Genomic DNA, 20,203 nt, shown 5'->3' with positions numbered 1-20,203 from the left:
CGAGGGCGCCGCGCCCGCCGCGTGCCATGGCCGGCGCGGCCCGATGAGCGGACTCGCCGTGCAGAAGGGCCCCGCCGCAGCCGCGGCGCTGCTGCTGCTGGCCTGCGCCGCGCTGCTCGGCGGCGCGGAGGGCTGGCGCCAGGCCGGGCTGTGGGGGCTCGGGGCGGCGATCGGCCTCGTGCTGTATCACGCGACCTTCTCCTTCGCCGGCGGCTTCCGCGCGCTGCTCGCCAATGGGCGGGGGGCCGCGCTGCGGGCGCAGATGCTGATGCTCGCGATCCTGGTCGCGACCATGCTGCCGGCGATCGAGGCCGGCACGCTGGCGGGCGCGCCGGCGCGAGGCATCGTCTTTCCGCTCGGCCTCGCTGTGGTGCTAGGCGCCTTCCTGTTCGGGGTGGGGATGCAGATCGGCGGCGGCTGTGGGTCCGGCACGCTCTACACGGCGGGCGGGGGCAGCCTGCGGATGCTGCTGACGCTGGCCTTCTTCGTCGCGGGCGCGACGCTCGCCGCCTGGGATGCGGAACGCTGGCAGGACCTGCCGGCGCTGCCGGCGATGACGCTGCCGGGGCTGGTGGGCCTGGGCCCGGCGATCGCGGGCAGCCTGGCCGTCTTCGCGGCGGTCGCGGCGCTGTCCTGGGTGCTGGAGCGGCGCCGGCACGGCGTCGCGGAACGGATTGCGCGGCCGGGCGGGTCGCTGCTCACCGGGCCCTGGCCCTTGCTGTGGGGCGCGGTGGCGCTGGCCGTGCTGAACCTGGCCACGCTCTGGCTGGCGGGGCGGCCCTGGGTGATCACGGCGGCCTTCCCGCTCTGGGGGTCGCGCGTGGTGGAGGCGCTGGGCTGGGATGACCCGGCCTTCTGGGCCTTCTGGGAGGACCCCACGCGCGCCGAGGCCATCCTCCGGCCGCTGAGCGCCGAGCGCACGACGGTGATGGATTTCGGCCTGATGGTCGGCGCGATGCTGGCCGCGGCGCTGGCCGGGCGCTTCGCGCCGCGGCTCGCGCTGCCCTGGCGCCACGCGGCGGCCTCGGTGCTGGGGGGGCTGCTGCTCGGCTACGGGGCGGTGATGGCCTCGGGCTGCAACATCAGCGCCTATGTGGCGGGAATCGCCTCGGGCAGCCTGCATGGCTGGGGCTGGATCCCGCCGGCGCTGGTGGGGAATTGGGTGGGTATCCGGCTGCGGCCTGTTTTCGGCCTGCGCTGAGAAAATTCTTCCACGCTTCGTCCGTTGTTGAGGAACAGGCGCGCCGGCGCCATGCTCCTCCGAAGGCCAGAATTCTTCTTCTTGGCGGCGCGCTCTCCATCGCTATGTTCCGCGCGCAGACGCAAAAAATTTCTACGTTCGCCGGAGATCCCCATGCGGCTTCTCGCCCTTTCCGCCACGCTCCTGGCGCTGGCCGCGACCACCGCGCCCGCATCCGCGCAAGGCCCGGCGCCGCTCGCCGCGGAAGGCTGCCTCGGCTGCCATGGCCCGGAGGGGCGGGGTGTCGCCGGCGGCATCGCCATCGCCGGGCGGGACCGGGCGGAGCTGGTCGCCATCATGACCGCCTTCCGGGCCAATGAACGGCCCGGGACGATCATGGGCCGCATCGCGCGCGGCTACACGGACGCGGAGATCGCGGCCGTCGCCGAACACTTCTCCCGCATCCGCTGAGGGCCGCGCCATGACGACGACCTTCCCCCGCCGTGCCTTCCTTGTCGCCGGCGCCGCGCTGGCCGCCCCGGCCACGCTCCGCGCCCAGGGCACCGCGATGCGGCTCGTGGTGATCGGCGGCGGCTTCGGCGGCGCCTCGGCGGCGTCCTTCGCGCGCCGGACCTATCCGGACGTGCAGGTGACGCTGGTCGAGCCACAGCCGCGCTTCGTCACCTGCCCATACGGTAACCTGCTGCTGGGTGGGGAACGGCAGATCGGCCAGATCACACATTCCTATGACGGGTTGCGCGCGCGCGGGGTGGACGTGATCCACGACCGCGCCGCGGGCATCGACGCGCCGACGAAGCGCGTGCGCCTCGCGGGTGGCGCGGTTCTCGCCTATGACCGGCTGATCCTCTCGCCGGGCATCGCCATCCGCTGGGGCGCGATCGAGGGCTATGATGAAGCCGCCGCGCAGCACATGCCGCATGCCTGGATTCCGGCGGACGGGTCGCAGACGCTGCTGCTGCGCCGGCAGCTGGAAGCCATGCCCGATGGCGGCGTGGTCGGCTTCGCCATCCCCGGCAACCCCTTCCGTTGCCCGCCCGGGCCCTATGAGCGGATCAGCATGGTCGCCCACTACCTCAAGCGCCATAAGCCGCGCTCGAAGATCCTCGCGCTCGACGCCAAGGAAGGATTTTCCAAGCAGGGCCTGTTCCAGGATGGCTGGCGCGCGCTGTATGGCGACATGATCGAATGGGTGCCGGGCAACCGGGACGGCCGCGTCGTGAAGGTCGATGTCGCGGAGCGCGTGCTCGAGACCGAGTTCGGCACGCGCCACAAGGTCGACGTGGCGAATGTGATCCCGCCGCAATCGGCCGCTTCCGTCGCCGCGGCCTCGGGCCTGGTGAACGACACGGGCTGGGTGCCGGTGAATACCCGCACCTTCGAGGCGCGCGCCGCCGCCGGCGTCCATGTGATCGGCGACGCGAACATCCCCGGACCGATGCCGAAGTCGGGCTATGTCGCGAACACCACGGCCAAGCAGGCGGTCGCCGCGGCCGTGGCGCTGCATCGCGGGCAGACGCCGCCCGAGCCGGTATACTTCAACACCTGCTACAGCCATGTCGGCGAGAACTACGGCATCTCCGTCGTCGGCATCTTCCGCCCGAACGCGGACGGCACGGCGATCGTCGAAGTGCCCAATTCCGGCGGCGTCTCCCCGCGCGGGGACCTGCCGGAGCAGCGGCGGCTGGAAGCGATCCACGCCGATGCCTGGTACGAGAGCATCACCCGATCCATGTTCGGCTGATCCATGACGACGCGTCGCGCCTTCCTCGCCCTTCTTGCCCTGCCGGCGTCCGCTGTCGCCGGCGAGGACGCGGTCGCCGCCGCGATCCGGGAGGCGGTGGGCGACGCCCCCATCGCCGATGGCGGGATCACGCTCCGCGTGCCCGCGGTGGCCGAGAATGGCGGCCAGGTGCCGCTGATGGTGCTGGTGGAAAGCCCCATGACGGCGGCCGACCATGTCAGCGCCATCCATGTCTTCGCCACCCGCAACCCGACGCCGGGGGTTGCGACCTTCCGCCTGACGCCGCTGCTCGCGCGCGCCGAGGTGCAGACGCGCATCCGGCTGGCGGAGGACCAGCGCATCATCGTCCTCGCGCAATCCAACGATGGCCGGGTGCGGCGCGCGACGGCCGAGTTGCGCGTGACGACCGGGGGCTGCCTGTCGTGAGCGGCAGCCTCTCCACCCCGCGCATCCGCATTCCCCGTAGCGCCCGCGCGGGGGAGGTGATCGAGATCCGCACGCTGATGGAGCACCCGATGCAGACGGGCCTGCACCAGCAGGACGGCCGGATGCCGCCGCGCGACATGCTGGCCCGCCTGATGGTGCGCATGAACGGGGAGACGGTGCTCTCGGCCGAGTTCCGCAACGGCACCTCGGCCAACCCCTATCATGTCTTCTTCGTGCGCATCGACCGCACCAGCCAGTTCGAGTTTTCCTGGACCGACGAGCGCGGGCGCACCGCACGGGCGGAGGCGCGCGTCACCGTGGCGTGACGCGGCGGGGACTCAACCCGGAACATGGCGCTGTGGTAGTTCCGGGCCATGAAGCTCCGTCCCGGCGACCCGCTGCCCTGGTTCACCCTGCCGTCGAGTGACAATCCCCGCTACGCGATCCATTCCGTGGCGGGGCGCTACGTGCTGCTCGGCTTCATTGGCTCCGCCGCGCGGGCGGAAAGCCAGGCGGCGCTGGCGGCGCTGGGCGCGCGGCGTGCGGTGTTCGATGACACGACCGCCTGCGTCTTCGGCATCAGCGTGGACGAGGCCGACCTTCGCGAAGGCCGGCTGCGCAACAGCCTGCCCGGCATCCGCCATTTGTTCGACCTGGAGGGCGAGGTCAGCCGCGGCATGGGCATCCTGGCCCCGGACGCGGCGGGGCAGGAGGTCTTCACCTGCCGTTGGGTGCTGCTCGACCCGATGCTGCGGGTGATCGAGATCCGGCCGCTGGCCGAGGCGGATGCGATCCTCGACCGCCTCGCCGCCCTGCCGCCGCCGGACCTGCACGCCGGCACCGAGGTGCCGCCACCCGTCCTGGTCCTACCGCGCGTCTTCGAGCCCGAGCTCTGCCGCGCCCTGATCGACCACTACGAGGCGCGCGGCGGCGAGCCCTCCGGCTTCATGCGGGAGGTCGGCGGCAAGACCGTCGGCATCTTCGACCCGACGATGAAGCGGCGCAGCGACTGCGCGATCGAGGACGAGACGCTGCGCACCGCGGTCCGCCAGCGCATCGTCGCGCGCATCGTCCCGGAGATCCTGAAGGCGCACCATTTCCGCGTCACGCGCATGGAGCGCTATATCGTCGCCTGCTACGATTCGGCCGAGCTCGGCCATTTCGGCGCGCATCGGGACAACACCACGGCGGGTACCGCGCATCGCCGCTTCGCCGTCACCATCAACCTCAACAGTGAGGAATTCGAGGGCGGCGAGCTGCGCTTCCCCGAATACGGCCAGCGCACATGGCGCGCACCGACCGGCGGCGCCGTCGTGTTCTCCTGTTCCCTGCTGCACCAGGCGATGCCGGTCACGGCCGGGCGTCGTTACGCCTTCCTGCCATTCCTGTACGACGAGGCGGCGGCGCGGCAGCGGGAGGCGAACAACGCGAAGCTCGGCGAAGGCATCGGCGCCTACAGCGCGGGCGCGCCGTAGCGCATCAGCAGTCGAGTTCGCTGTCCCAGTACAGGTAGTCGCGCCACGATTCGTGCAGGTAGTTGGGCGGGAAGGCCCGGCCATTCTCCTGCAATTCCCACGACGTCGGCTGGCGCGGTTCCTGGCGCGGCAGCATGTGGCATTCGCGCGGCAGCCGGCTGCCCTTGCGCAGGTTGCACGGGCCGCAGGCGGTGACGACGTTCTCCCAGCTCGTGCGCCCGCCGCGCGAACGCGGGATCACGTGGTCGAAGGTGAGTTCGTGCGTCGGCCGCCCTTCCGCGCAGTACTGGCATTCGAAACGGTCGCGCAGGAAGACGTTGAAGCGCGTGAAGGCCGGGCGCCGCGCGGCGGGGATGAATTCCTTGAGCGCGATGACCGACGGCAGTCGCAGCGCCAGGGAGGGCGAATGGACCTCCACTTCGTATTCGCTCAGCACCGAAACGCGGTCGAGGAACACGGCCTTCACCGCGTCCTGCCATGCCCAGACGGACAGCGGAAAATAGGATAACGGGCGGAAATCCGCATTCAGCACCAGGGCCGGGTAGGATTGCCCGCCGATGAACTGGCCGCCGTCTGGCAAGCGCCGCTCCTTCCAGCGACGCGCCACCAAGACCTTGGGGCCTGACCGGGCGGTAAGGCCCCAGATACAGTGGCGCCGCCGCGTGTGCGGTGCATGATTGCCATGCGCGACGGGGTGCTGCAACCCTCGTGGAAGGCCGCAACCTTGGGTTTCAAGGACTTGTCACGCGGCGCTCAGCACTCCGCGCAGCACCTCCGCCCCCGCCGCCAGCCCAACCTCATCCAGCCCATGGCCCAGCCCCGGGCGGAAGATCGCGCGCACCGGCACGCCCGCCTCGGCGAGCGCCGATTCGGCGGCGCGTGAGGCGGCGGCGGGCACCACCTCGTCATCCTCCCCATGCACGATCAGCACCGGCGGACGGGCCAGCACCGGCCGCTCCGCGCCGATCATCCCGCCCGAATAGGCGAGGATGCACGCCGCGTCCGGCACCGCGCCGCGCAGCCCGGCCTCCAGCACCGTCATCGCCCCTTGGCTGAAGCCCATCAGCGCCACGCGCCCCGGCGGCAGGGACAGGCGCGCGACCTCCGCCGCCACGAAGGCGCCGAGTGCGGCCGCCGCCGTCGCGACCCCAGCTTCCAGCGCCGCCGCGCCGCGATCCCACAACGGGAACCATTGCCGGCCGAAGGGGATGCCCTCCGCCGGCTCCGGCGCATGGGGTGCTGCGAAGACCGCACCGGGCAGCGCCTCCGCCCACATCGCGCCGAGGTCGATCAGGTCGTGCCCGTCGGCGCCGAAGCCATGCACCAGCACCACGAGCGAATCGGGCGCATCGCCCGACACCGGCCCGTAGCGGGGCGTCTCCAACTGCTCCATGCGCGAACCCCCTTGCCGGCTGACCTTCACGCCCGCTACCGGGCCCGGGCCATGGGCGCAACCGAGATCGTCACCCGCTTCGCGCCGAGCCCGACCGGATACCTCCATCTCGGCCACGCATACTCGGCGCTGTTCGCCTGGCATCGGGCGCGGGCCGCGGGCGGGCGCTTCCTGCTGCGCATCGAGGATATCGACCCGACGCGCTGCCGGCCCGACTTCACCGAGGCGATCCTCGAGGACCTGGCCTGGCTCGGCCTCGACTGGGACGGGGAGGTGCGGGTGCAGTCGCGCCACCTGCCCGAGTATCGCGCGACGCTCGACGCGCTGTCGGCGCGCGGGTTGCTCTACCCATGCTTCTGCACGCGCGCGGACATCGCGCGGGAGATCGCGGCCTCGGCCAGCGCGCCGCACGGGCCGGACGGGCCGCTCTACCCCGGCACCTGTCGCCGGCTCTCATCCGACGAACGCGCGGCGCGCATCGCGCGGGGGGAACCGCACGCGCTGCGGCTCGACATGGAGGCGGCGCTCGATGGCCCACTGGATTTCGAGGAGGAGGGAACGCGCTTCGCCTGCGAGCCCGCCCGCTTCGGCGACGCGGTGCTGGCGCGCAAGGATGTCCCGGCCTCCTACCACCTCTGCGTGACCCACGACGACGCGCTGCAGGGCGTCACGCTGGTGACGCGCGGCGTCGATCTCCGGCCCGCCACCGACCTGCACCGGCTGCTCCAATCCCTGATGGGCTGGCCGCAGCCGCGCTACGCGCACCATCCGCTCATCACCGACGAGAGCGGGCGCAGGCTCGCCAAGCGGGACCGCGCGGCGACGATCCGGGACCTGCGGGCGCAGGGGGTGTCCGCGGCCGAGGTCCGCAGAAGGGCGGGGGAGGGGAACCTCCCCCGCGCCCCCTCCCTTTTCTGACTTTTGGCGCCAGGCGGCGGCGGGGCTAGCCTAGCGCCAACCCCGACCGGGTACGGAGGACAACGGACCATGATCACGCGACGCACGCTCGGCGCTGCGACCCTCGCCACGCTCGCGTCACCCGCGCTGGCCCAGTGGCAGCCCACCAGGCCGATCCGCGTGCTGGTGGGCTTCGCCCCAGGCGGTGGCACGGACATCACGACGCGCACCATCGGCGCGAAGCTGCAGACGCTGCTCGGCCAGCCCATCGTGGTCGAGAACCGCCCGGGCGCGGGCGGCAACCTCGCCTCCGAGGCAACCGTGAACGCGCCGGCCGACGGCACCGCGCTGATGATGGGCACCATCGCCTCGCTGGTGATGAACCCGATCATGACGCGCCTGCCCTTCGACGTGCTGACCGACCTGACCACGATCGGCCGCTCGGTCGAGGTGACGAACGTGCTCGTCGTCCCGCCTGACCGGCCCTGGCGGTCGCTGTCCGATCTGATCGCGGCGGCCAAGGCGCGGCCGGGCCAGCTCTCCTACGGCTCCTCGGGCGTCGGCGGGGCGGGGCATCTCGGCGGCGCGCTGCTCGATTCCATGGCGGGGATCGAGACCATCCACGTGCCCTATCGCGGCGGCGGACAGCTCATCACCGACATCCTGTCGGGCAAAGTGGATTTTTCCATCGCCACCGCCGCGACGGTCCTGCCGCATATCGAGGCCGGCCGGCTGCGCGCGCTCGCCGTGCCCTTCACGCGCCGCAGCGCGCTGCTGCCGAACGTGCCGACCGTGGCGGAAGCCGCGAACCTGCCCGGCTACGAGGTGGCGAACTGGTACGCCATGATGGGCCCGCGCGGCCTGCCGCGGCCGATCGTCGACCGCGTCAACGCCGCGCTGAACGAGGCGATGCGCGACCCGGAGGTGGCCGCGAACCTGGCCAAGCACGGGCTGGAACCCGCACCCTCCACGCCCGAGGAACTCACCGCGACGATCCGCGCCGAGACGACGAAGTGGCGGCCGATCATCGAGCGGGCGGGGGCGAGCGCGAACTGATGGCGTGATCCCTCAAGCGGCGGCCGCCGGTCATCCGACCGGCTAGCGGTCGCGCCACGCACTGGCGCGCCCGCCGTGGCGGAAGGGCTGGGCGCGGCCCGGATCGCGCAGGCGCGCGATTCGCCGCGTCCGTGCGTCGCGCCCGCCTCAGCGCCCCTTGAACACGGGCTTGCGCTTCTCGTTGAACGACGCGATGCCCTCCCGACGGTCCTCGGTGCCGACCAGCTGGTTGTAGCACTCGACCTCGAAGCGCAGCGCCGTGCGGATGTCCATCTGCAGGCCGAAATGCATCGACCGCTTGGCCTGCCGGACGGACAGCGGCGCGTTGCGCGCGATGGTGCGCGCCGTCTCCATCGCCGTGTCCGTCAGCTCCTCCCGCGTCTCGACCACGCGGTTGAGGATGCCCCAGTGTTCCGCCTGCTGCGCGGTGAAGGGGCGGCCGGTCAGGATGATCTCCTTCGCGCGCCGTTCGCCGACGATGCGCGGCAGCGTCTGTGTCCCGCCCGCGCCGGGCATGATGCCGATGGTCACTTCCGTCAGCGCGAAGCGCGCGGCGGCGACGCCGTAGGCGAAGTCCGACGCCAGCACCATCTCGAGCCCGCCGGCGTAGGCATGGCCCGACACCGCGGCGATGATGGGAATCGGGCAATCCAGCTGCGCCCAGTACGCGCGTTCAAAGATCTCGTGCTGGTGGCGCCAGGCGGCATCGGTCATGCCGTTGCGCTCCTTCAGGTCCCCGCCGCCGCAGAAGGCCTTCTCGCCGGCCGCGGCGAAGACCACGCAGCGCACCTCGCCGGGCTCGGCGGCGAGGCCGGTCCAGACCGCGTGCAGGTCGCGCCCCATCTGGGTGTTCAGGGCGTTCGAGACATGCGGGCGGTTCAGCCGCACCACCAGGATGTGCGGCTCCGGCGCCTCGAGCGCGAGCGTTTCGTACTGCGGCAGGTCCATGGCGCGTCTCCCCGGTCTGGTGCGGCGGGACCCTGCGCGAGGATGCCGCGCCTGTCAGCCCCCGCCCCCGCATGGCATGAATGTCGGGAAGGAGGACCGCCATGCCCGAGACCAACCTGCAGATCCTGCTGAAGCGCCGCCCCGTCGGCGCCCCGGTGGCCGAGGATTTCGAGATCGTGGAGACCCCGGTGCCCGAGCCCGGGGAGGGGCAGGTGCTCGTCCGCGCCCGCTTCCTCTCGCTCGACCCCTACATGCGCGGCCGCATGGCGGATGTGAAGTCCTACGCCAAGCCCGTCGCGCTCGGCGCGGTGATGGAAGGGCAGACGGCCGGCGAGGTGGTCGCCTCCCGCCATCCGGGCTTCGCGCCGGGGGATGTCGTGCTCGGCGGCTTTGGCTGGCAGCGCTTCTCGGTCGTGGGGCCGGAACGGCTGTTCAAGGTGCCGGAGAAGGACCCGCCGCTGTCGGCCAGCCTCGGCGTGCTCGGCATGCCCGGGCTGACCGCCTGGTGCGGGCTCGAGGACATCGGCCAGCCCAAGGCGGGCGAGACGGTGGTGGTCTCCGCGGCCTCCGGTGCCGTCGGGCAAGTGGTGGGGCAATTGGCGAAGATCCGCGGCTGCAAGGTGGTCGGCATCGCGGGCGGGCGGGCCAAGTGCGACTTCGTGGTGAAGGAACTCGGCTTCGATGCCTGCCTCGACCACCATGGCGACCTCGATGCGCAGCTCGACGCCGCGGCGCCGGAGGGGATCGACGTCTATTGGGAGAATGTCGGCGGCAAGGTGCAGGCGGCCGTCTTCCCCCGGCTGCGCGATTTCGGGCGCATGGTGATGTGCGGGATGATCGCCCAGTACAACGAGGCCCCGGGGGCGGACGCCGCCGGCGCGCCGCCCGGCCCGAACCTCGGCCCGGTGGTGCGCAAGCGGCTGCGCATCCAGGGCTTCATCGTCAGTGACCACGGCTGGTCCCGCTATGGGCAATTCCGCGCCGAGGTTGAGGGTCACATCCGCGCCGGCCGGCTGCGCTGGCGGGAGGATGTGGTGGATGGGCTGCGCAACGCCCCCGCGGCCTTCATCGGCCTGCTGCAGGGCGGAAACTTCGGCAAGCTGGTGGTGAAGGTGGAGTGAAGCACTTCACAACAACTTGATTTCACGGCCCTTCGCAGCCCCTGATCTGAGTTGCCTCACGAAGCCGTTGCGCTGATTGTGCGCCGATGCCCTGCTGTTCCCCCGCGGCGGCGGAACCGCGCTGGCGCTGACCGGACATGAACGCCACCCCTTCTGCCGGCCTCGCGCGCCAGGCGCCGCCGGACAGCGGTCCGCCACGCCCCGAGCGCCGCCCAGGCCTGCGCCTCGCGGCGCTGGTCGTCGCGGCCTTCCTGTTGCCGGCGGCGATCCTCGGCGTCGCGGCCTGGATCACCTGGACCGCGATCTGGGACGAGGCCGACCGCGAACTGACGCACGCGGCCGAGATGCTCGCCGAGTATTCGCACCGCGTCATCGATGGCCACGCCCGGATCGCCCAGCGCGTCGTGGACAGCCTGGGCGACGCGGACGATGCCGCGATCCTCGCGGCGGATGACGAACTCCGGGACCGGATCGCGCGCTTCGTCGCCGACCTGCCGCTGTTGCGCGGCGTGCTCGTTCTCGGTGCCGACGGGGCGATCGTGCTGCGCACCGGCGCCGCGCGGGTGGCGCCACGGCTCATGGTCGCGACGCCCTCCGGTGCCGACACGGTGCTGCTCAGCGCCGCCTATCTCGAGGAGGGCGGCGGCCAGTCGGTCGCGGTCGGCCGTGCGCGCGCGCAGGGCGGGACCGTCGCCATCGTGCTCGATGCCGAGCGGCTGGCCCGCGGGATGGCCCGCAGCCGGGGCCCGCCGCGCGAATCCGTCGCCCTCATTCGTGGAGATGGCCAAATCCTCGCGCGCGAGCCGGGTCCGGCGGCGCCGCTGCCGGCGCTGACGCCGGATCGTCCCGTGATGGCCGCCTTTGCGGCGGGGCTGGAGCGCAGCCGGCTGCGTGGCCTGCGCCCGCAGGACGATACGCGGGTCGAAAGCGCGTTTCAGCGGCTCGAGGGCATGCCGGGCCTTGCCGCGGTCATCGCCCGTCCGCGCGACATCCTGGTCGAGGCCTGGCGGCGCCGGCTGCTGCCGCTGTTCGCCATCGGCCTGCCGGCCATGATCGGCCTTGGCGCGCTTGCCCTTCGCGTGCGGCGCCAGCAGGTGGCGCTCGAGGCCGCGCTCGCCGGCCTCGAACAACGGGTGGCGGAGCGCACCGTCTCGCTGCGGGAGGGGGAGGAAAGGCTGCGGCTCGCCGTCGAGGCCGGCCGCATCGGGACATGGGAGACCGAGATCGCGACGCGCATCACCACCCGGTCGCCCCGTGCGCGGGAGATCTTCGGCTTCGGGCCTGAGGCCGAGGCGACGCCGCTCGAGGACTGGGGCGCGCGCATCCATCCCGCCGACCGCGCCCGTGTCCTGCATGTCTATGGCGAGGTCGCCGCCGGCCGCCTCTCCGCCTATGTCGAATCCTACCGCTTCCTCCGCCCCGATGGGTCGTGGCGCTGGCTCGAGAGCACGGCCGCGGTGGTGCGTCGGGACGCCGCGACAGGCTGGCCGCTCCGCCTCGCCGGCACCGTGCAGGACATGACCGAGCGGCGGGAGGCGGAGGACCGCCGCGACCTGCTGACGCAGGAGGTCAACCACCGCGCCCGCAACACGCTGGCCATCGTGCAGGCCATCCTGCGCCTGACGCGCGCGCCGACGCCGGGCGAATATGCCAGGCTTGTCGAAGGCCGCGTCGCGGCGCTGGCGCGCGCGCAATCGCTGCTCGCGGCGGAACGCTGGACAGGCGCGCCCTTCCTGACCCTGCTGACCGACGAGATCGCGCCCTTCGGCAGCACCGAGGCCGGGCCGGACGGCCGCTTCCGCATCGACGGACCGGAGTTCCGCGTGCGGGCCGAGGCGGTTCAGCCCCTCGGCATGGTGTTCCACGAACTGGCGACGAATGCGGTCAAGCACGGCGCGCTGTCGGTGCGGGAGGGCCGCGTCGGCGTGACATGGCGGATCGACGAGACGGCGGGCCTGCTGCTGATCCGCTGGGCCGAGGATGGCGGACCCTCGCCAGGTTTCCCGAAGCATCGCGGCGTCGGCTCGCGCGTCATCGAGGCGACGGTGACGGGGCAACTGGGCGGCACGGTGGAACGTCGCTGGCCGGCCGAGGGGCTCGTCTGCGACATCGCGCTGCCTTTGGCCCGCACGCGGGCGGGGCTGGACTGACCCGGGCCGCGGACGACATGCACCCTCGCGCTCCGGGCAGGGCGCCCCGCTATTCCGCCGCGGCGGCGGCGCGGGGCGGCGCGAAGCGCGGCGCCACCTCCTCCATGAACAGCCGGATCGAGCGCGCGGTCGCGTCCGCCGTCATCGGGCCGAGACGGAAGGAGCAGATCACGCCGCCGACGCCCGTCGCCTCCACCTCCGCAAGCCGCTCCGCGACGGTCGCCGGCGAGCCGGCGAACAGGGCGAGGTCCGGGTTCACGCGTGCGGGCGGCACCGTCTCCTTCTTCATGATGATGCCCTGCTCGGCATAGATGCGTTCGCGCAGCTTCTTGCGGTGCTCCTGCATCGCCTCGAAGGCGGGCAGTCCGATGCGGCGCGCTTCCTCGTCCGTCTCGGCCACGACCACGTTCCGCCAGACCCAGCTTTCGTCCATGCAGCGGGCGATGTGCGCGGCGTCGAAGCCCGCCTCGCCCATCGTGGCGCGATAGAGGGCGAGGCGCCTGGCCGTGATCTCGTTCGACTGCACGTTCATCAGGAAGGGCAGGCCGCGGCGCGCGAGATGCAGCGCGCCGTCCTCCGACGACGCTGCGCGGATCACGTAGGGGTGCGGCTTCGTGTAGGGCGTGGGCCGCAGCCGCGGCACGTTCAGCGTCCAGAAGCGGCCTTCGTGGCGGAAGCCCCCGGGGCTCGTCCAGGCCTTGAGCATGATGCCCTCGGCTTCCTCGTAGCGCTCCAGCGCTTCCTCATGGTCGATGCCGTAGCCCTGGTATTCATACACGTTGTAGGCGGTGCCGCGGCCCAGGCCGACGATGACGCGCCCTTTCCCGAGGTTGTCGAGCAGCGACATCTGCTCGGCGAGCCGCGTGGGGTGGTGGAGCGAGACCTGCGCCACCGCGAATCCCACCTTGATGCGCTTGGTCGCGGCCAGCACCGCGGCGGCGAAGGTGACCGGGTCCACATAGGCGCAGTTGCCGTCGAAATGGTGTTCTGCAAGCCAGAGCACCTCGACGCCCAACTCGTCGCAGAGCTTCGCCTCCGCGATGCAGTCCGCGATCACGTCCGCGTCGCGATCCGGGTCGCGGCTTTCGGGGAAGAGGAAATTGCTGAAGCGCAGCATCCAGGCTTCTCCACTGGCGTCGAGCAAGCGTAGCCGAAAGATGGCTTCGCGCAAACGCGACGTTGCGCGGCCTGGCTGCGGCGATGCTAGGCTTGCACAGCCACAGGCCGGAGAGACCGAGCGTGACGACGCGCCGCACCCTGCTTGCCGCCGGCGGCCTCGCGCTGCCAGCCATCGCCGCCCGCGCGCAGGACCGACCCATCCAGCTCTATGTCGGCTTCGCGCCGGGCGGGAACATCGACCTCGCCGCGCGCATGGCCGCCCCCTTCCTGGAAAAGCACCTCGGCAGCGGGACGCAAATCATCACCGTCAACAAGCCGGGCGCGGGCGGGATGCTGATGCTGAACGAGGTGGCCGCAGCGCCGGCCGACGGGCGGCATGTGGCGCTCGTCTCCTTCCCAGCCCTTGTCACGGCACTCTACGACAACACGCCGCGCTATCGTGTCGACAGCTTCGCCTATGCCGGGCTGCTGACCGACGAGCCCTACACTGTCTTCGTCGGCAACGGCACGCCGTACCGTTCCCTGCGCGACCTGGTGGATGCCGCGCGCGCGCAGCCGGAGGCGATCAACATCGCCGGTGCTGGCATCGGCAGCGCGCCGCATCTGGCGCTGATGGCGATCGAGCGTGCCTCCGGCGCGCGCTTCACCTGGGTGCCGACACAGGGCGCGGGGCAGGCGCTGCAACTGGTCCATGGCGGGCATGTGGCGGGGTCGATCTCGACCGTCAGCCTGACGGTGCGCGGGCACATCCAGGGCGCGCACCGCGTCGTCGCGATCATGGAGCGCGAGCGCTGGGACAAGGCGCCCGACCTGCCGACGGGGATCGAGCAGGGCGTGGATGTCGCCACCGGGTCGGCGCGCGGCTTTGCGCTGCCCGCGGCGACACCCGCGCCTATCGTCGCGCGGTGGGAGGAAGCGATCCGCCGCACCGCGGCCGACCCGGAGTTCCGCGCGATGGCGGAACGCGACTTCCTGATCGTGCGCCACATGGACCGGATGACGATGACGCGCTTCGTCGACGAGCAGGCGCGGATTTACGGGGAAGTGTGGCGCGCCAGCCCCTGGCGGCGGTGAGGCTCCGCGTCAGCGGAACATCCCGCCGCCATCGACGTCCACCACCGTGCCGTTCACGTAGTGCCCGCGCGGGGAGGCGAGGAACACCGCCAGGTCGGCGATCTCGCTGGCCTCGATGGGGCGGCCGAAGGGCAGGCCGGTCAGCGTTTCCGCCCAGCGTTCCTCGTCGCCGAACTTCAGCTTCGCGTTGGTGCGCGCCTGGGTCAGCATCCGGTCGGTCTTGGTCACCGCCGGGTTGATGCCCACGACCTTCACGCCGGAGGCCTGCGCGGCCGCGCCGATCGCGCTGGTGAAGGCGATCAGCGCCGCGTTGCCCGCGCCGCCGGCGATGTAGCCCGCGCGCGGCGCGCGCCCCGCCATGCCGATGATGTTGACGATGGCGCCGGATTTCCGCGCCTCCATCGCCGGTAGGTAAAGCTGGCACATGTGGACATAGCCGATGACCTTGAGGTCCCAGGCCTGCTTCCAGCGCGCGATCGGGATGTCCTGCAGGCGGCCGGAGGGGATGGCGCCGGCGTTGTTGACCAGGATGTCGATGTCGGGGAAGGCGGCGTGGAGGCGCTCGCGCTCGTCGTCGCGCGAGAGGTCGGCGGCGAGCGTCTCGACGCGCACCTGCGCCTTCGCGCGCACCGAGTCCGCCGCGGCGGCGAGCGCCGCGCCGTCGCGGGCGGAGAGCACGATGTCGCAGCCTTCCGCCGCGAAGGCTTCGGCGCAGGCGAGCCCGATTCCCTTCGATCCGCCGGTGATCAGCACGCGCTTGCCGGTCAGGTGCATGTCCATGTCGTTGCGTCTCCGCCGCCGCGTCGCGCGGTCCCGGGTTCAGGTTTCCAAAGGCCCTTCGGCCTTTGGCAGGGTGAGGTCCGGAGAGGGACGGCGTCCCTCTCCGGGACATTCTCAGATGACCAGTTCGATGAGGAACGGCCCTGGGCGGCTGAAGGATTGCGCCATGAGGTCGCCGACCTGGTCGAGCGTCGTCGCCTGCGCCGCCTCCACGCCCATCGCCTCGGCCATCTTCACCCAGCCGATGTCGGGGTTGCCGAGGTCGAGCATGTTCATCGCCGTCGGTCCCGGATTGGCGCCGACATTCTGATATTCGCCGAGCAGGATCTGGTACTTCCGGTTGGACAGGATGACGGTCGTCACCGGCAGGCGTTCGCGCGCCTGGGTCCACAGCGCCTGCACCGTGTACATCGCGCTGCCATCGGCCTGCAGGTTGATCACGCGCCGCCCGCCGCCGCCGACCGCGGCACCGGTGGCGAGCGGCAGGCCGCAGCCGATGGCGCCCCCCGTGATGTGCAGCCAGTCGTGCTTCGGCGCCGCGAAGGTCTCGCTGTAGAAGCCGCGGCCGAAGGAGACGCTTTCGTCGGCGATGATCGCCTCCTCCGGCATCAGCGCGGCGACCGTGCGCGCCAGCCCTTCGGGCGTCGGCGCGCCGCGCGCGCGGTCGGGCCGCGCGCCGACATCGGGCATCGGGATCGCCGGCGCGCCGAGTTCCTCGCACAGCGCGCGCAGCGCGCCTTCCGCATCCTGCTCGAAGCGCGTGAGCACATGCACCTCGGCGGTTTCCGGATAGTGGCGGGACGGCTTGCCGGGATAGGCGAAGAAGCCGACCGGAGCCTTGGCATTTACCAGCACCACGTGTTCCACCCACTTCAGCGCGTTAATCGCGACATCGGCGGGGTAGGGCACGCGTTCCAGCGGCAGGCGCCCCTGGCCGCGCTGGACGCGGCCGTTCGAGCCTTCCGCCAGCAGCCTGTGCCCGGTCGCCTGCGCGGCGCGCCAGGCGAAGGCCTGCGCGCCTTCGCGCAGTGCCGCGCCGCCGAGCAGGATCAGCACGTTCTTCTTCTCCCGCAGCACGCGCGCGACGTTGCGCACCGCGTGTGGGTCGGCCGGCTGCGCCGCGGGCACGGGCAGCGGGTCCGCCACCACGCCGCCATCGTCCCAGCAGGTGTCGGACGGTAGGATCATGGTCGCGATCTGGCCGGGCGAGGTGCGCGCCGCCTGCACCGCGGCGGCCGCGTCGGCGCCGACATGCTCGGCCTTGGTCGAGGTCCGCATCCAGTGGGAGACGCCGCGCGCCCAGCCTTCGGTATCGGCCGTCAGCGGCGCATCGAAGGGCCGGTGATAGGTCGCCTGGTCGCCCACGCAGTTGACGATGCCCGACCGCGCCCGGCGGGCGTTGTGCAGGTTGGCGAGCCCGTTCGCCAGGCCCGGGCCGCAATGCAGCAGCGTCGCGGCCGGTTTGCCCGTCATGCGCCAGTACCCGTCGGCCATGCCGGTCACGACATTCTCCTGCAGGCCGAGCACGCACTTCATGCCGGGGATACGGTCGAGAGCGGCGACGAAGTGCATCTCGCTCGTGCCGGGATTGGCGAAGCACACCTCCACGCCGCAACCCAGAAGTGTATGGACCAGGCTTTCCGCACCGTTCACCGGGCAACTCCCTATCGCAAGGACGGCGCAGCCTGCGCGGGAGAGGTCCGCCCGGCAAGGGTGGGGGGTTGCAAGCCTGTCATGGCGCCGCAATGCTGCCGCAGAAACAAAGCATAGCTCGCGACGGCAGCACCCTGGGGGGCGTGCGCCGCCGCCAGGGGAGACTTTCGGCCGATGATGCCGCGTCTTGCGACCGCGTTCTTCGCGACGGGCTTCGCTGCCCTGCTGTGCCAGATCGTCTGGCAGCGCATGCTCGGCATCTTCGCCGGGTCCGATACGATTTCTGCCGCCCTTGTGGTGGGCGCCTTCCTGGCAGGGCTTGGGCTCGGTTCGATCATCGGCGCCAAGGTGGCGGACCGGTTGAGCCCCGCGCAGGCTCTCATCGGCTTCGCGCTGGCCGAGGTCGGCGTCGGGCTTTTCGCGCTGCTGTCCAAGCCGTTCCTGTATGACTGGTTGGCGATGGATCTGGCCGGCGTGGTCGATGCCGCGCCGGCGATATTTGCGCTCTGCTTCGCGGGGCTGGTGCTGCCGACGACGCTGATGGGCGCCTCGCTGCCGCTGCTCGCGCGCGCCGTCGCCACCTCCTCCGAACGCATCGCCGAGCGCATCGGCACGCTCTACGGGCTGAACACGCTCGGCGCCGGCGTCGGCGCGCTGCTTGGTGGCTGGATCCTCGTCGGGCATCTCGGCTTCGTCGGCGCTCTCTGGCTTGCCGCCGCGCTGGAATTCGCCGCGGCCGCGCTTTCGCTGACCCTGCTGCCTCTGCTGCGCGCCACGCCAGGGCCGGTCGCCGGCGAGGCGAAGGACCAGACCGAAGCCCGCTACGGCGGGCTGCCGCTATGGTGCCTGCTCGTCTTCCTCTCGGGCTACGTGATCGTCGCGCTCGAGATCGTCTGGGTGCGCATGATGGGCCAGGTCGGGCAGTACCACGCCTACCTGTTCCCCACCGTGCTCGGCATCTTCCTGCTCGCCGACGGGGCGGGGATGTGGCTCGCCGCGCGCATGGTGCGGCGGATCGAGGATCCGCGACCCGCCTTCTTCGTCACGCAGTCCGCGGGCTTCGTGCTGGCGGTGCTGCTGCTGCTCGGGCTCTGGTACGCGCTGCCGCACTGGCCGCTCTCGGGCATCACCTCGGTGGACGAGAACCGGATGCGCGGGGACGCGCTGCTGCTGACGATCGGCCTCGCCGTGGTCGTCGTCGGCCCGCCCTCCTTCCTCATCGGCATGACCTTCCCCTTCGTGCAGCGCGCGGTGCAGCGGGACCTCGCCTCGGTCGGCGCGCGGGTCGGCTGGGTGCAGCTCGCGAACATCGCGGGCAACGCGGCGGGGTCGATCGTGACGGGCCTCGTCACCTTCCACATCCTCGGGACGGCCGGCACGCTGCGCCTGCTGGCCGCGCTGTCGCTGCTGCTGGTGCTGTTCTGGCTCTGGCAGGCGGGCAAGGCCGGAGTGCTGCGCCGGCGCGGGCCGGAAGCCGCACTGGCCGCCGCCTGCGCCGTGCTGGTGGTGGTGCTTCCGGGCAACGCCGCCTTCTGGACGCGCCTGCATGGCGAACGCCCGGGCCAGGCGGCCGCCTGGGCGGAAGACCGCTCCGGCGTCGCCTATTTCCGAGACGAGCGCGCGGATGACGGCCGCGCCGACGGCCCCTTCTTCATCCAGGGCTTCAGCCAGGGCCGCATCCCCTTCCTGCCGATCCACCAGTTCCTCGGCGCGGTCGGGCCGCTGCTGCATCCGAACCCGCGGGAGGTGCTCGTGATCGGCGTCGGCAGCGGCGGCACCCCCTGGGCCGCGGGCGTGCGCCCGGAAAGCAAGGTCCGCGCGATCGAACTCGTCGGCCCGGTGCTGACCGCGCTCGAGGAAGTCGGCCGCCGCCACCCCGGCAGCCCCATGCAGCAGCTGTTCCGCGATGCGCGCTGGAGCCTCGAATACGGCGACGGCCGCCGTACGCTCGCCAAGGAGGACCGCCGCTACGACATCATCGAGGCGGACGCGATCCTGCCTGAATCCTCCCATTCCGGCCTGCTCTACAGCGCCGAGTTCCTCGAGCAGGTGCGCGAGCGCCTCGCCCCCGGCGGCCTCTACATCCAGTGGTCGCCGACGCAGCGCACGGCTGAGACCTTCGCCGCCACCTTCCCCCATGTCGTGCTGCTGATGCCGGTGGGCGTGCTGATCGGCTCGAACGAGCCGATCCCCTTCGACCCGGAACGCCTGGCCGCGGCCTTCAACCGGCCGGAGGTGCATGCGCATCTCGCACGCGGCAACCCGGAATTCCGCGAGTGGTCGGCGCTCTTCGCCCAGCCGGCGCTGATCTGGACGCCGCTGACGGCGCGCACCGTGGCGCCCTTGTCGGACATCTTCCCGCGCGACGAGTTCTACCTGAACAACCCGGTCACCCCGACGCATGACTTCGCGCGCCGCCGGGCGCCGGCGCTGGCCGCGGGGGCGCCCACCGCGCGCTGACGCGGCGCAGGGCGCTGCCCTACGCGGCGAAGCGCGCGAATTCCTGCGCCAGATCCTCGTAGATCGCCCGCTTGAAGCCGACCGCGAGCCCCGGCAACTCGGCCAGCCGCGCCCAGCGCCAGGCGTCGAATTCGGGATGCGGGTCGAGGTCGAGGCGGATCTCCGCCTCCTCCCCCGTGAAGCGCAGCGCGAACCATTTCTGCGTCTGGCCGCGATACCTGCCACCCAGCGCCTTGCCGATCAGCTCGGGCGGCAGGTCGTATGTCAACCAGCGCGGATGCTCGGCGAGGATCGTCGCCCGCGCCGTGCCGATCTCCTCCTCCAGCTCGCGGAAGACGGCGACGGCGGGGTCCTCGCCATCGTCCATCCCCCCCTGGGGCAATTGCCAGCCGCCGGGCGCGCCCTCGGCATTCGGCAGGTCGGCCCGCCGCGCGACGAGCACGAGCCCCGCCGGGTTGAACAGCACGGCGCCGACATTGGGCCGGTAGGGCAGCTCGGTCACGGCGCGCTCGCCGCCCGCACGGGCGCGGTGTCCTGGGCGATGCCCTCGGGCCGGCGGATCAGCACCGAGACAGGCGCGAGGACGAGCCCCCGCGCGTCCAGCGCCGCGGCCCAGGCGGCCAGCCGCTCGACCAGCACCGGCGTCGCCGCGAGATCGGAAGGGCACACGACCGGACCCGAGTCACACATGAATCCGGAAGACCCACTC

Annotated in this window: 20 protein-coding genes; 12 read left to right on the top strand and 8 right to left on the bottom strand. The window is 71.9% G+C overall.

The features are described from left to right. From HW577_RS07435 to HW577_RS07410, 6 genes are all read left to right on the top strand, one after another. Window positions 1-1,201 (top strand): YeeE/YedE family protein (locus tag HW577_RS07435; protein ID WP_232474749.1); only part of this gene is annotated, 1,201 nt, incomplete at its 5' end. A gap of 153 nt (window positions 1,202-1,354) precedes the next feature. After that, entirely contained in the window at window positions 1,355-1,651 is a 297-nt protein-coding gene (locus HW577_RS07430; protein WP_198375502.1) for a c-type cytochrome, read from the top strand. A gap of 10 nt (window positions 1,652-1,661) precedes the next feature. Continuing rightward, on the top strand, window positions 1,662-2,942 hold the full coding sequence (locus tag HW577_RS07425; protein WP_198375501.1) for an NAD(P)/FAD-dependent oxidoreductase: 1,281 nt from the start codon (window positions 1,662-1,664) through the stop codon (window positions 2,940-2,942). 3 nt (window positions 2,943-2,945) lie between these two features. Beyond that, a complete protein-coding gene (locus HW577_RS07420) occupies window positions 2,946-3,368 on the top strand; it encodes a thiosulfate oxidation carrier protein SoxY (protein WP_198375500.1) in 423 nt (140 codons plus the stop codon). Further along, window positions 3,365-3,694, top strand: a complete 330-nt coding sequence (locus tag HW577_RS07415; protein WP_198375499.1) for a thiosulfate oxidation carrier complex protein SoxZ — start codon at window positions 3,365-3,367, stop codon at window positions 3,692-3,694. The genes HW577_RS07420 and HW577_RS07415 overlap by 4 nt, the downstream gene beginning before the upstream one ends. 48 nt (window positions 3,695-3,742) lie before the next feature. Next, window positions 3,743-4,843: a 2OG-Fe(II) oxygenase gene (locus HW577_RS07410; RefSeq protein ID WP_198375498.1), complete on the top strand. Its 1,101-nt coding sequence runs from the start codon at window positions 3,743-3,745 to the stop codon at window positions 4,841-4,843. Window positions 4,844-4,847: 4 nt separating this feature from the next. On the opposite strand, the gene HW577_RS07405 is transcribed toward HW577_RS07410, so the two are convergent. Beyond that, entirely contained in the window at window positions 4,848-5,423 is a 576-nt protein-coding gene (locus HW577_RS07405) for an HNH endonuclease (RefSeq protein ID WP_232474748.1), read from the bottom strand. 162 nt (window positions 5,424-5,585) lie between these two features. Then, window positions 5,586-6,236 carry an alpha/beta hydrolase gene (locus HW577_RS07400; protein ID WP_198375497.1) on the bottom strand — a complete coding sequence of 217 codons (651 nt, stop codon included), beginning with the start codon at window positions 6,234-6,236 and terminating at the stop codon, window positions 5,586-5,588. A gap of 51 nt (window positions 6,237-6,287) precedes the next feature. Between HW577_RS07400 and gluQRS the strand changes: the two genes are divergently transcribed. Together gluQRS and HW577_RS07390 are read left to right on the top strand one after the other, a co-directional pair. Further along, window positions 6,288-7,154, top strand: coding sequence for a tRNA glutamyl-Q(34) synthetase GluQRS (gluQRS, locus tag HW577_RS07395; RefSeq protein WP_198375496.1), 867 nt, complete (start codon window positions 6,288-6,290; stop codon window positions 7,152-7,154). Window positions 7,155-7,223: 69 nt separating this feature from the next. Continuing rightward, complete coding sequence (locus HW577_RS07390) at window positions 7,224-8,189, top strand: Bug family tripartite tricarboxylate transporter substrate binding protein (protein ID WP_198375495.1); 966 nt, start codon at window positions 7,224-7,226, stop codon at window positions 8,187-8,189. A gap of 147 nt (window positions 8,190-8,336) precedes the next feature. Here HW577_RS07390 and HW577_RS07385 read toward each other — a convergent pair whose 3' ends face one another. Beyond that, window positions 8,337-9,137, bottom strand: a complete 801-nt coding sequence (locus tag HW577_RS07385) for an enoyl-CoA hydratase/isomerase family protein (protein ID WP_198375494.1) — start codon at window positions 9,135-9,137, stop codon at window positions 8,337-8,339. Window positions 9,138-9,238: 101 nt separating this feature from the next. On the opposite strand from HW577_RS07385, the gene HW577_RS07380 reads away from it, so the two are divergent. Together HW577_RS07380 and HW577_RS07375 are read left to right on the top strand one after the other, a co-directional pair. Continuing rightward, window positions 9,239-10,258 carry an NADP-dependent oxidoreductase gene (locus HW577_RS07380; RefSeq protein ID WP_198375493.1) on the top strand — a complete coding sequence of 340 codons (1,020 nt, stop codon included), beginning with the start codon at window positions 9,239-9,241 and terminating at the stop codon, window positions 10,256-10,258. A gap of 137 nt (window positions 10,259-10,395) precedes the next feature. After that, window positions 10,396-12,408: a sensor histidine kinase gene (locus HW577_RS07375; RefSeq protein WP_198375492.1), complete on the top strand. Its 2,013-nt coding sequence runs from the start codon at window positions 10,396-10,398 to the stop codon at window positions 12,406-12,408. 49 nt (window positions 12,409-12,457) lie between these two features. Here the strand turns inward: HW577_RS07375 and HW577_RS07370 are convergent, their stop codons facing one another. Further along, entirely contained in the window at window positions 12,458-13,525 is a 1,068-nt protein-coding gene (locus HW577_RS07370) for an LLM class flavin-dependent oxidoreductase (protein ID WP_198375491.1), read from the bottom strand. A 122-nt stretch (window positions 13,526-13,647) separates the two neighbouring features. Here HW577_RS07370 and HW577_RS07365 point away from each other — a divergent pair, with 122 nt between their 5' ends. Beyond that, window positions 13,648-14,601 carry a Bug family tripartite tricarboxylate transporter substrate binding protein gene (locus HW577_RS07365; RefSeq protein ID WP_198375490.1) on the top strand — a complete coding sequence of 318 codons (954 nt, stop codon included), beginning with the start codon at window positions 13,648-13,650 and terminating at the stop codon, window positions 14,599-14,601. A 9-nt stretch (window positions 14,602-14,610) separates the two neighbouring features. Here HW577_RS07365 and HW577_RS07360 read toward each other — a convergent pair whose 3' ends face one another. Beyond that, complete coding sequence (locus HW577_RS07360) at window positions 14,611-15,381, bottom strand: short-chain dehydrogenase/reductase (RefSeq protein ID WP_198375489.1); 771 nt, start codon at window positions 15,379-15,381, stop codon at window positions 14,611-14,613. Window positions 15,382-15,495: 114 nt separating this feature from the next. Beyond that, a complete protein-coding gene (locus HW577_RS07355) occupies window positions 15,496-17,034 on the bottom strand; it encodes an acetolactate synthase large subunit (protein ID WP_198375488.1) in 1,539 nt (512 codons plus the stop codon). Window positions 17,035-17,208: 174 nt separating this feature from the next. Here HW577_RS07355 and HW577_RS07350 point away from each other — a divergent pair, with 174 nt between their 5' ends. Next, a complete protein-coding gene (locus HW577_RS07350) occupies window positions 17,209-19,494 on the top strand; it encodes a fused MFS/spermidine synthase (RefSeq protein WP_198375487.1) in 2,286 nt (761 codons plus the stop codon). A 19-nt stretch (window positions 19,495-19,513) separates the two neighbouring features. Here the strand turns inward: HW577_RS07350 and HW577_RS07345 are convergent, their stop codons facing one another. Together HW577_RS07345 and HW577_RS07340 are read right to left on the bottom strand one after the other, a co-directional pair. After that, entirely contained in the window at window positions 19,514-19,996 is a 483-nt protein-coding gene (locus HW577_RS07345) for an RNA pyrophosphohydrolase (protein ID WP_198375486.1), read from the bottom strand. Continuing rightward, window positions 19,993-20,163 carry a hypothetical protein gene (locus tag HW577_RS07340; RefSeq protein WP_198375485.1) on the bottom strand — a complete coding sequence of 57 codons (171 nt, stop codon included), beginning with the start codon at window positions 20,161-20,163 and terminating at the stop codon, window positions 19,993-19,995. The genes HW577_RS07345 and HW577_RS07340 overlap by 4 nt, the downstream gene beginning before the upstream one ends. Window positions 20,164-20,203 lie beyond the last annotated feature (40 nt).

This window comes from Neoroseomonas rubea (assembly GCF_016106015.1).
GTDB classification, from domain to species: Bacteria; Pseudomonadota; Alphaproteobacteria; order Acetobacterales; family Acetobacteraceae; genus Neoroseomonas; species Neoroseomonas rubea.
The sequence above is the reverse complement of the archived record's forward strand: the minus strand, read 5'-3'. Positions and strand labels throughout refer to the sequence as shown.

What these genes read in the sequence shown, in the direction of transcription:
- HW577_RS07425 (WP_198375501.1), top strand. Translation starts at nt 1,662, where the DNA reads ATGACGACGACCTTCCCCCGCCGTGCCTTCCTTGTCGCCGGCGCCGCG.
- HW577_RS07385 (WP_198375494.1), bottom strand. Translation starts at nt 9,137, where the DNA reads ATGGACCTGCCGCAGTACGAAACGCTCGCGCTCGAGGCGCCGGAGCCG.
- gluQRS (WP_198375496.1), top strand. Translation starts at nt 6,288, where the DNA reads ATGGGCGCAACCGAGATCGTCACCCGCTTCGCGCCGAGCCCGACCGGA.
- HW577_RS07390 (WP_198375495.1), top strand. Translation starts at nt 7,224, where the DNA reads ATGATCACGCGACGCACGCTCGGCGCTGCGACCCTCGCCACGCTCGCG.
- HW577_RS07420 (WP_198375500.1), top strand. Translation starts at nt 2,946, where the DNA reads ATGACGACGCGTCGCGCCTTCCTCGCCCTTCTTGCCCTGCCGGCGTCC.
- HW577_RS07375 (WP_198375492.1), top strand. Translation starts at nt 10,396, where the DNA reads ATGAACGCCACCCCTTCTGCCGGCCTCGCGCGCCAGGCGCCGCCGGAC.
- HW577_RS07360 (WP_198375489.1), bottom strand. Translation starts at nt 15,381, where the DNA reads ATGGACATGCACCTGACCGGCAAGCGCGTGCTGATCACCGGCGGATCG.
- HW577_RS07400 (WP_198375497.1), bottom strand. Translation starts at nt 6,236, where the DNA reads ATGGAGCAGTTGGAGACGCCCCGCTACGGGCCGGTGTCGGGCGATGCG.
- HW577_RS07410 (WP_198375498.1), top strand. Translation starts at nt 3,743, where the DNA reads ATGAAGCTCCGTCCCGGCGACCCGCTGCCCTGGTTCACCCTGCCGTCG.
- HW577_RS07430 (WP_198375502.1), top strand. Translation starts at nt 1,355, where the DNA reads ATGCGGCTTCTCGCCCTTTCCGCCACGCTCCTGGCGCTGGCCGCGACC.
- HW577_RS07350 (WP_198375487.1), top strand. Translation starts at nt 17,209, where the DNA reads ATGATGCCGCGTCTTGCGACCGCGTTCTTCGCGACGGGCTTCGCTGCC.
- HW577_RS07370 (WP_198375491.1), bottom strand. Translation starts at nt 13,525, where the DNA reads ATGCTGCGCTTCAGCAATTTCCTCTTCCCCGAAAGCCGCGACCCGGAT.
- HW577_RS07380 (WP_198375493.1), top strand. Translation starts at nt 9,239, where the DNA reads ATGCCCGAGACCAACCTGCAGATCCTGCTGAAGCGCCGCCCCGTCGGC.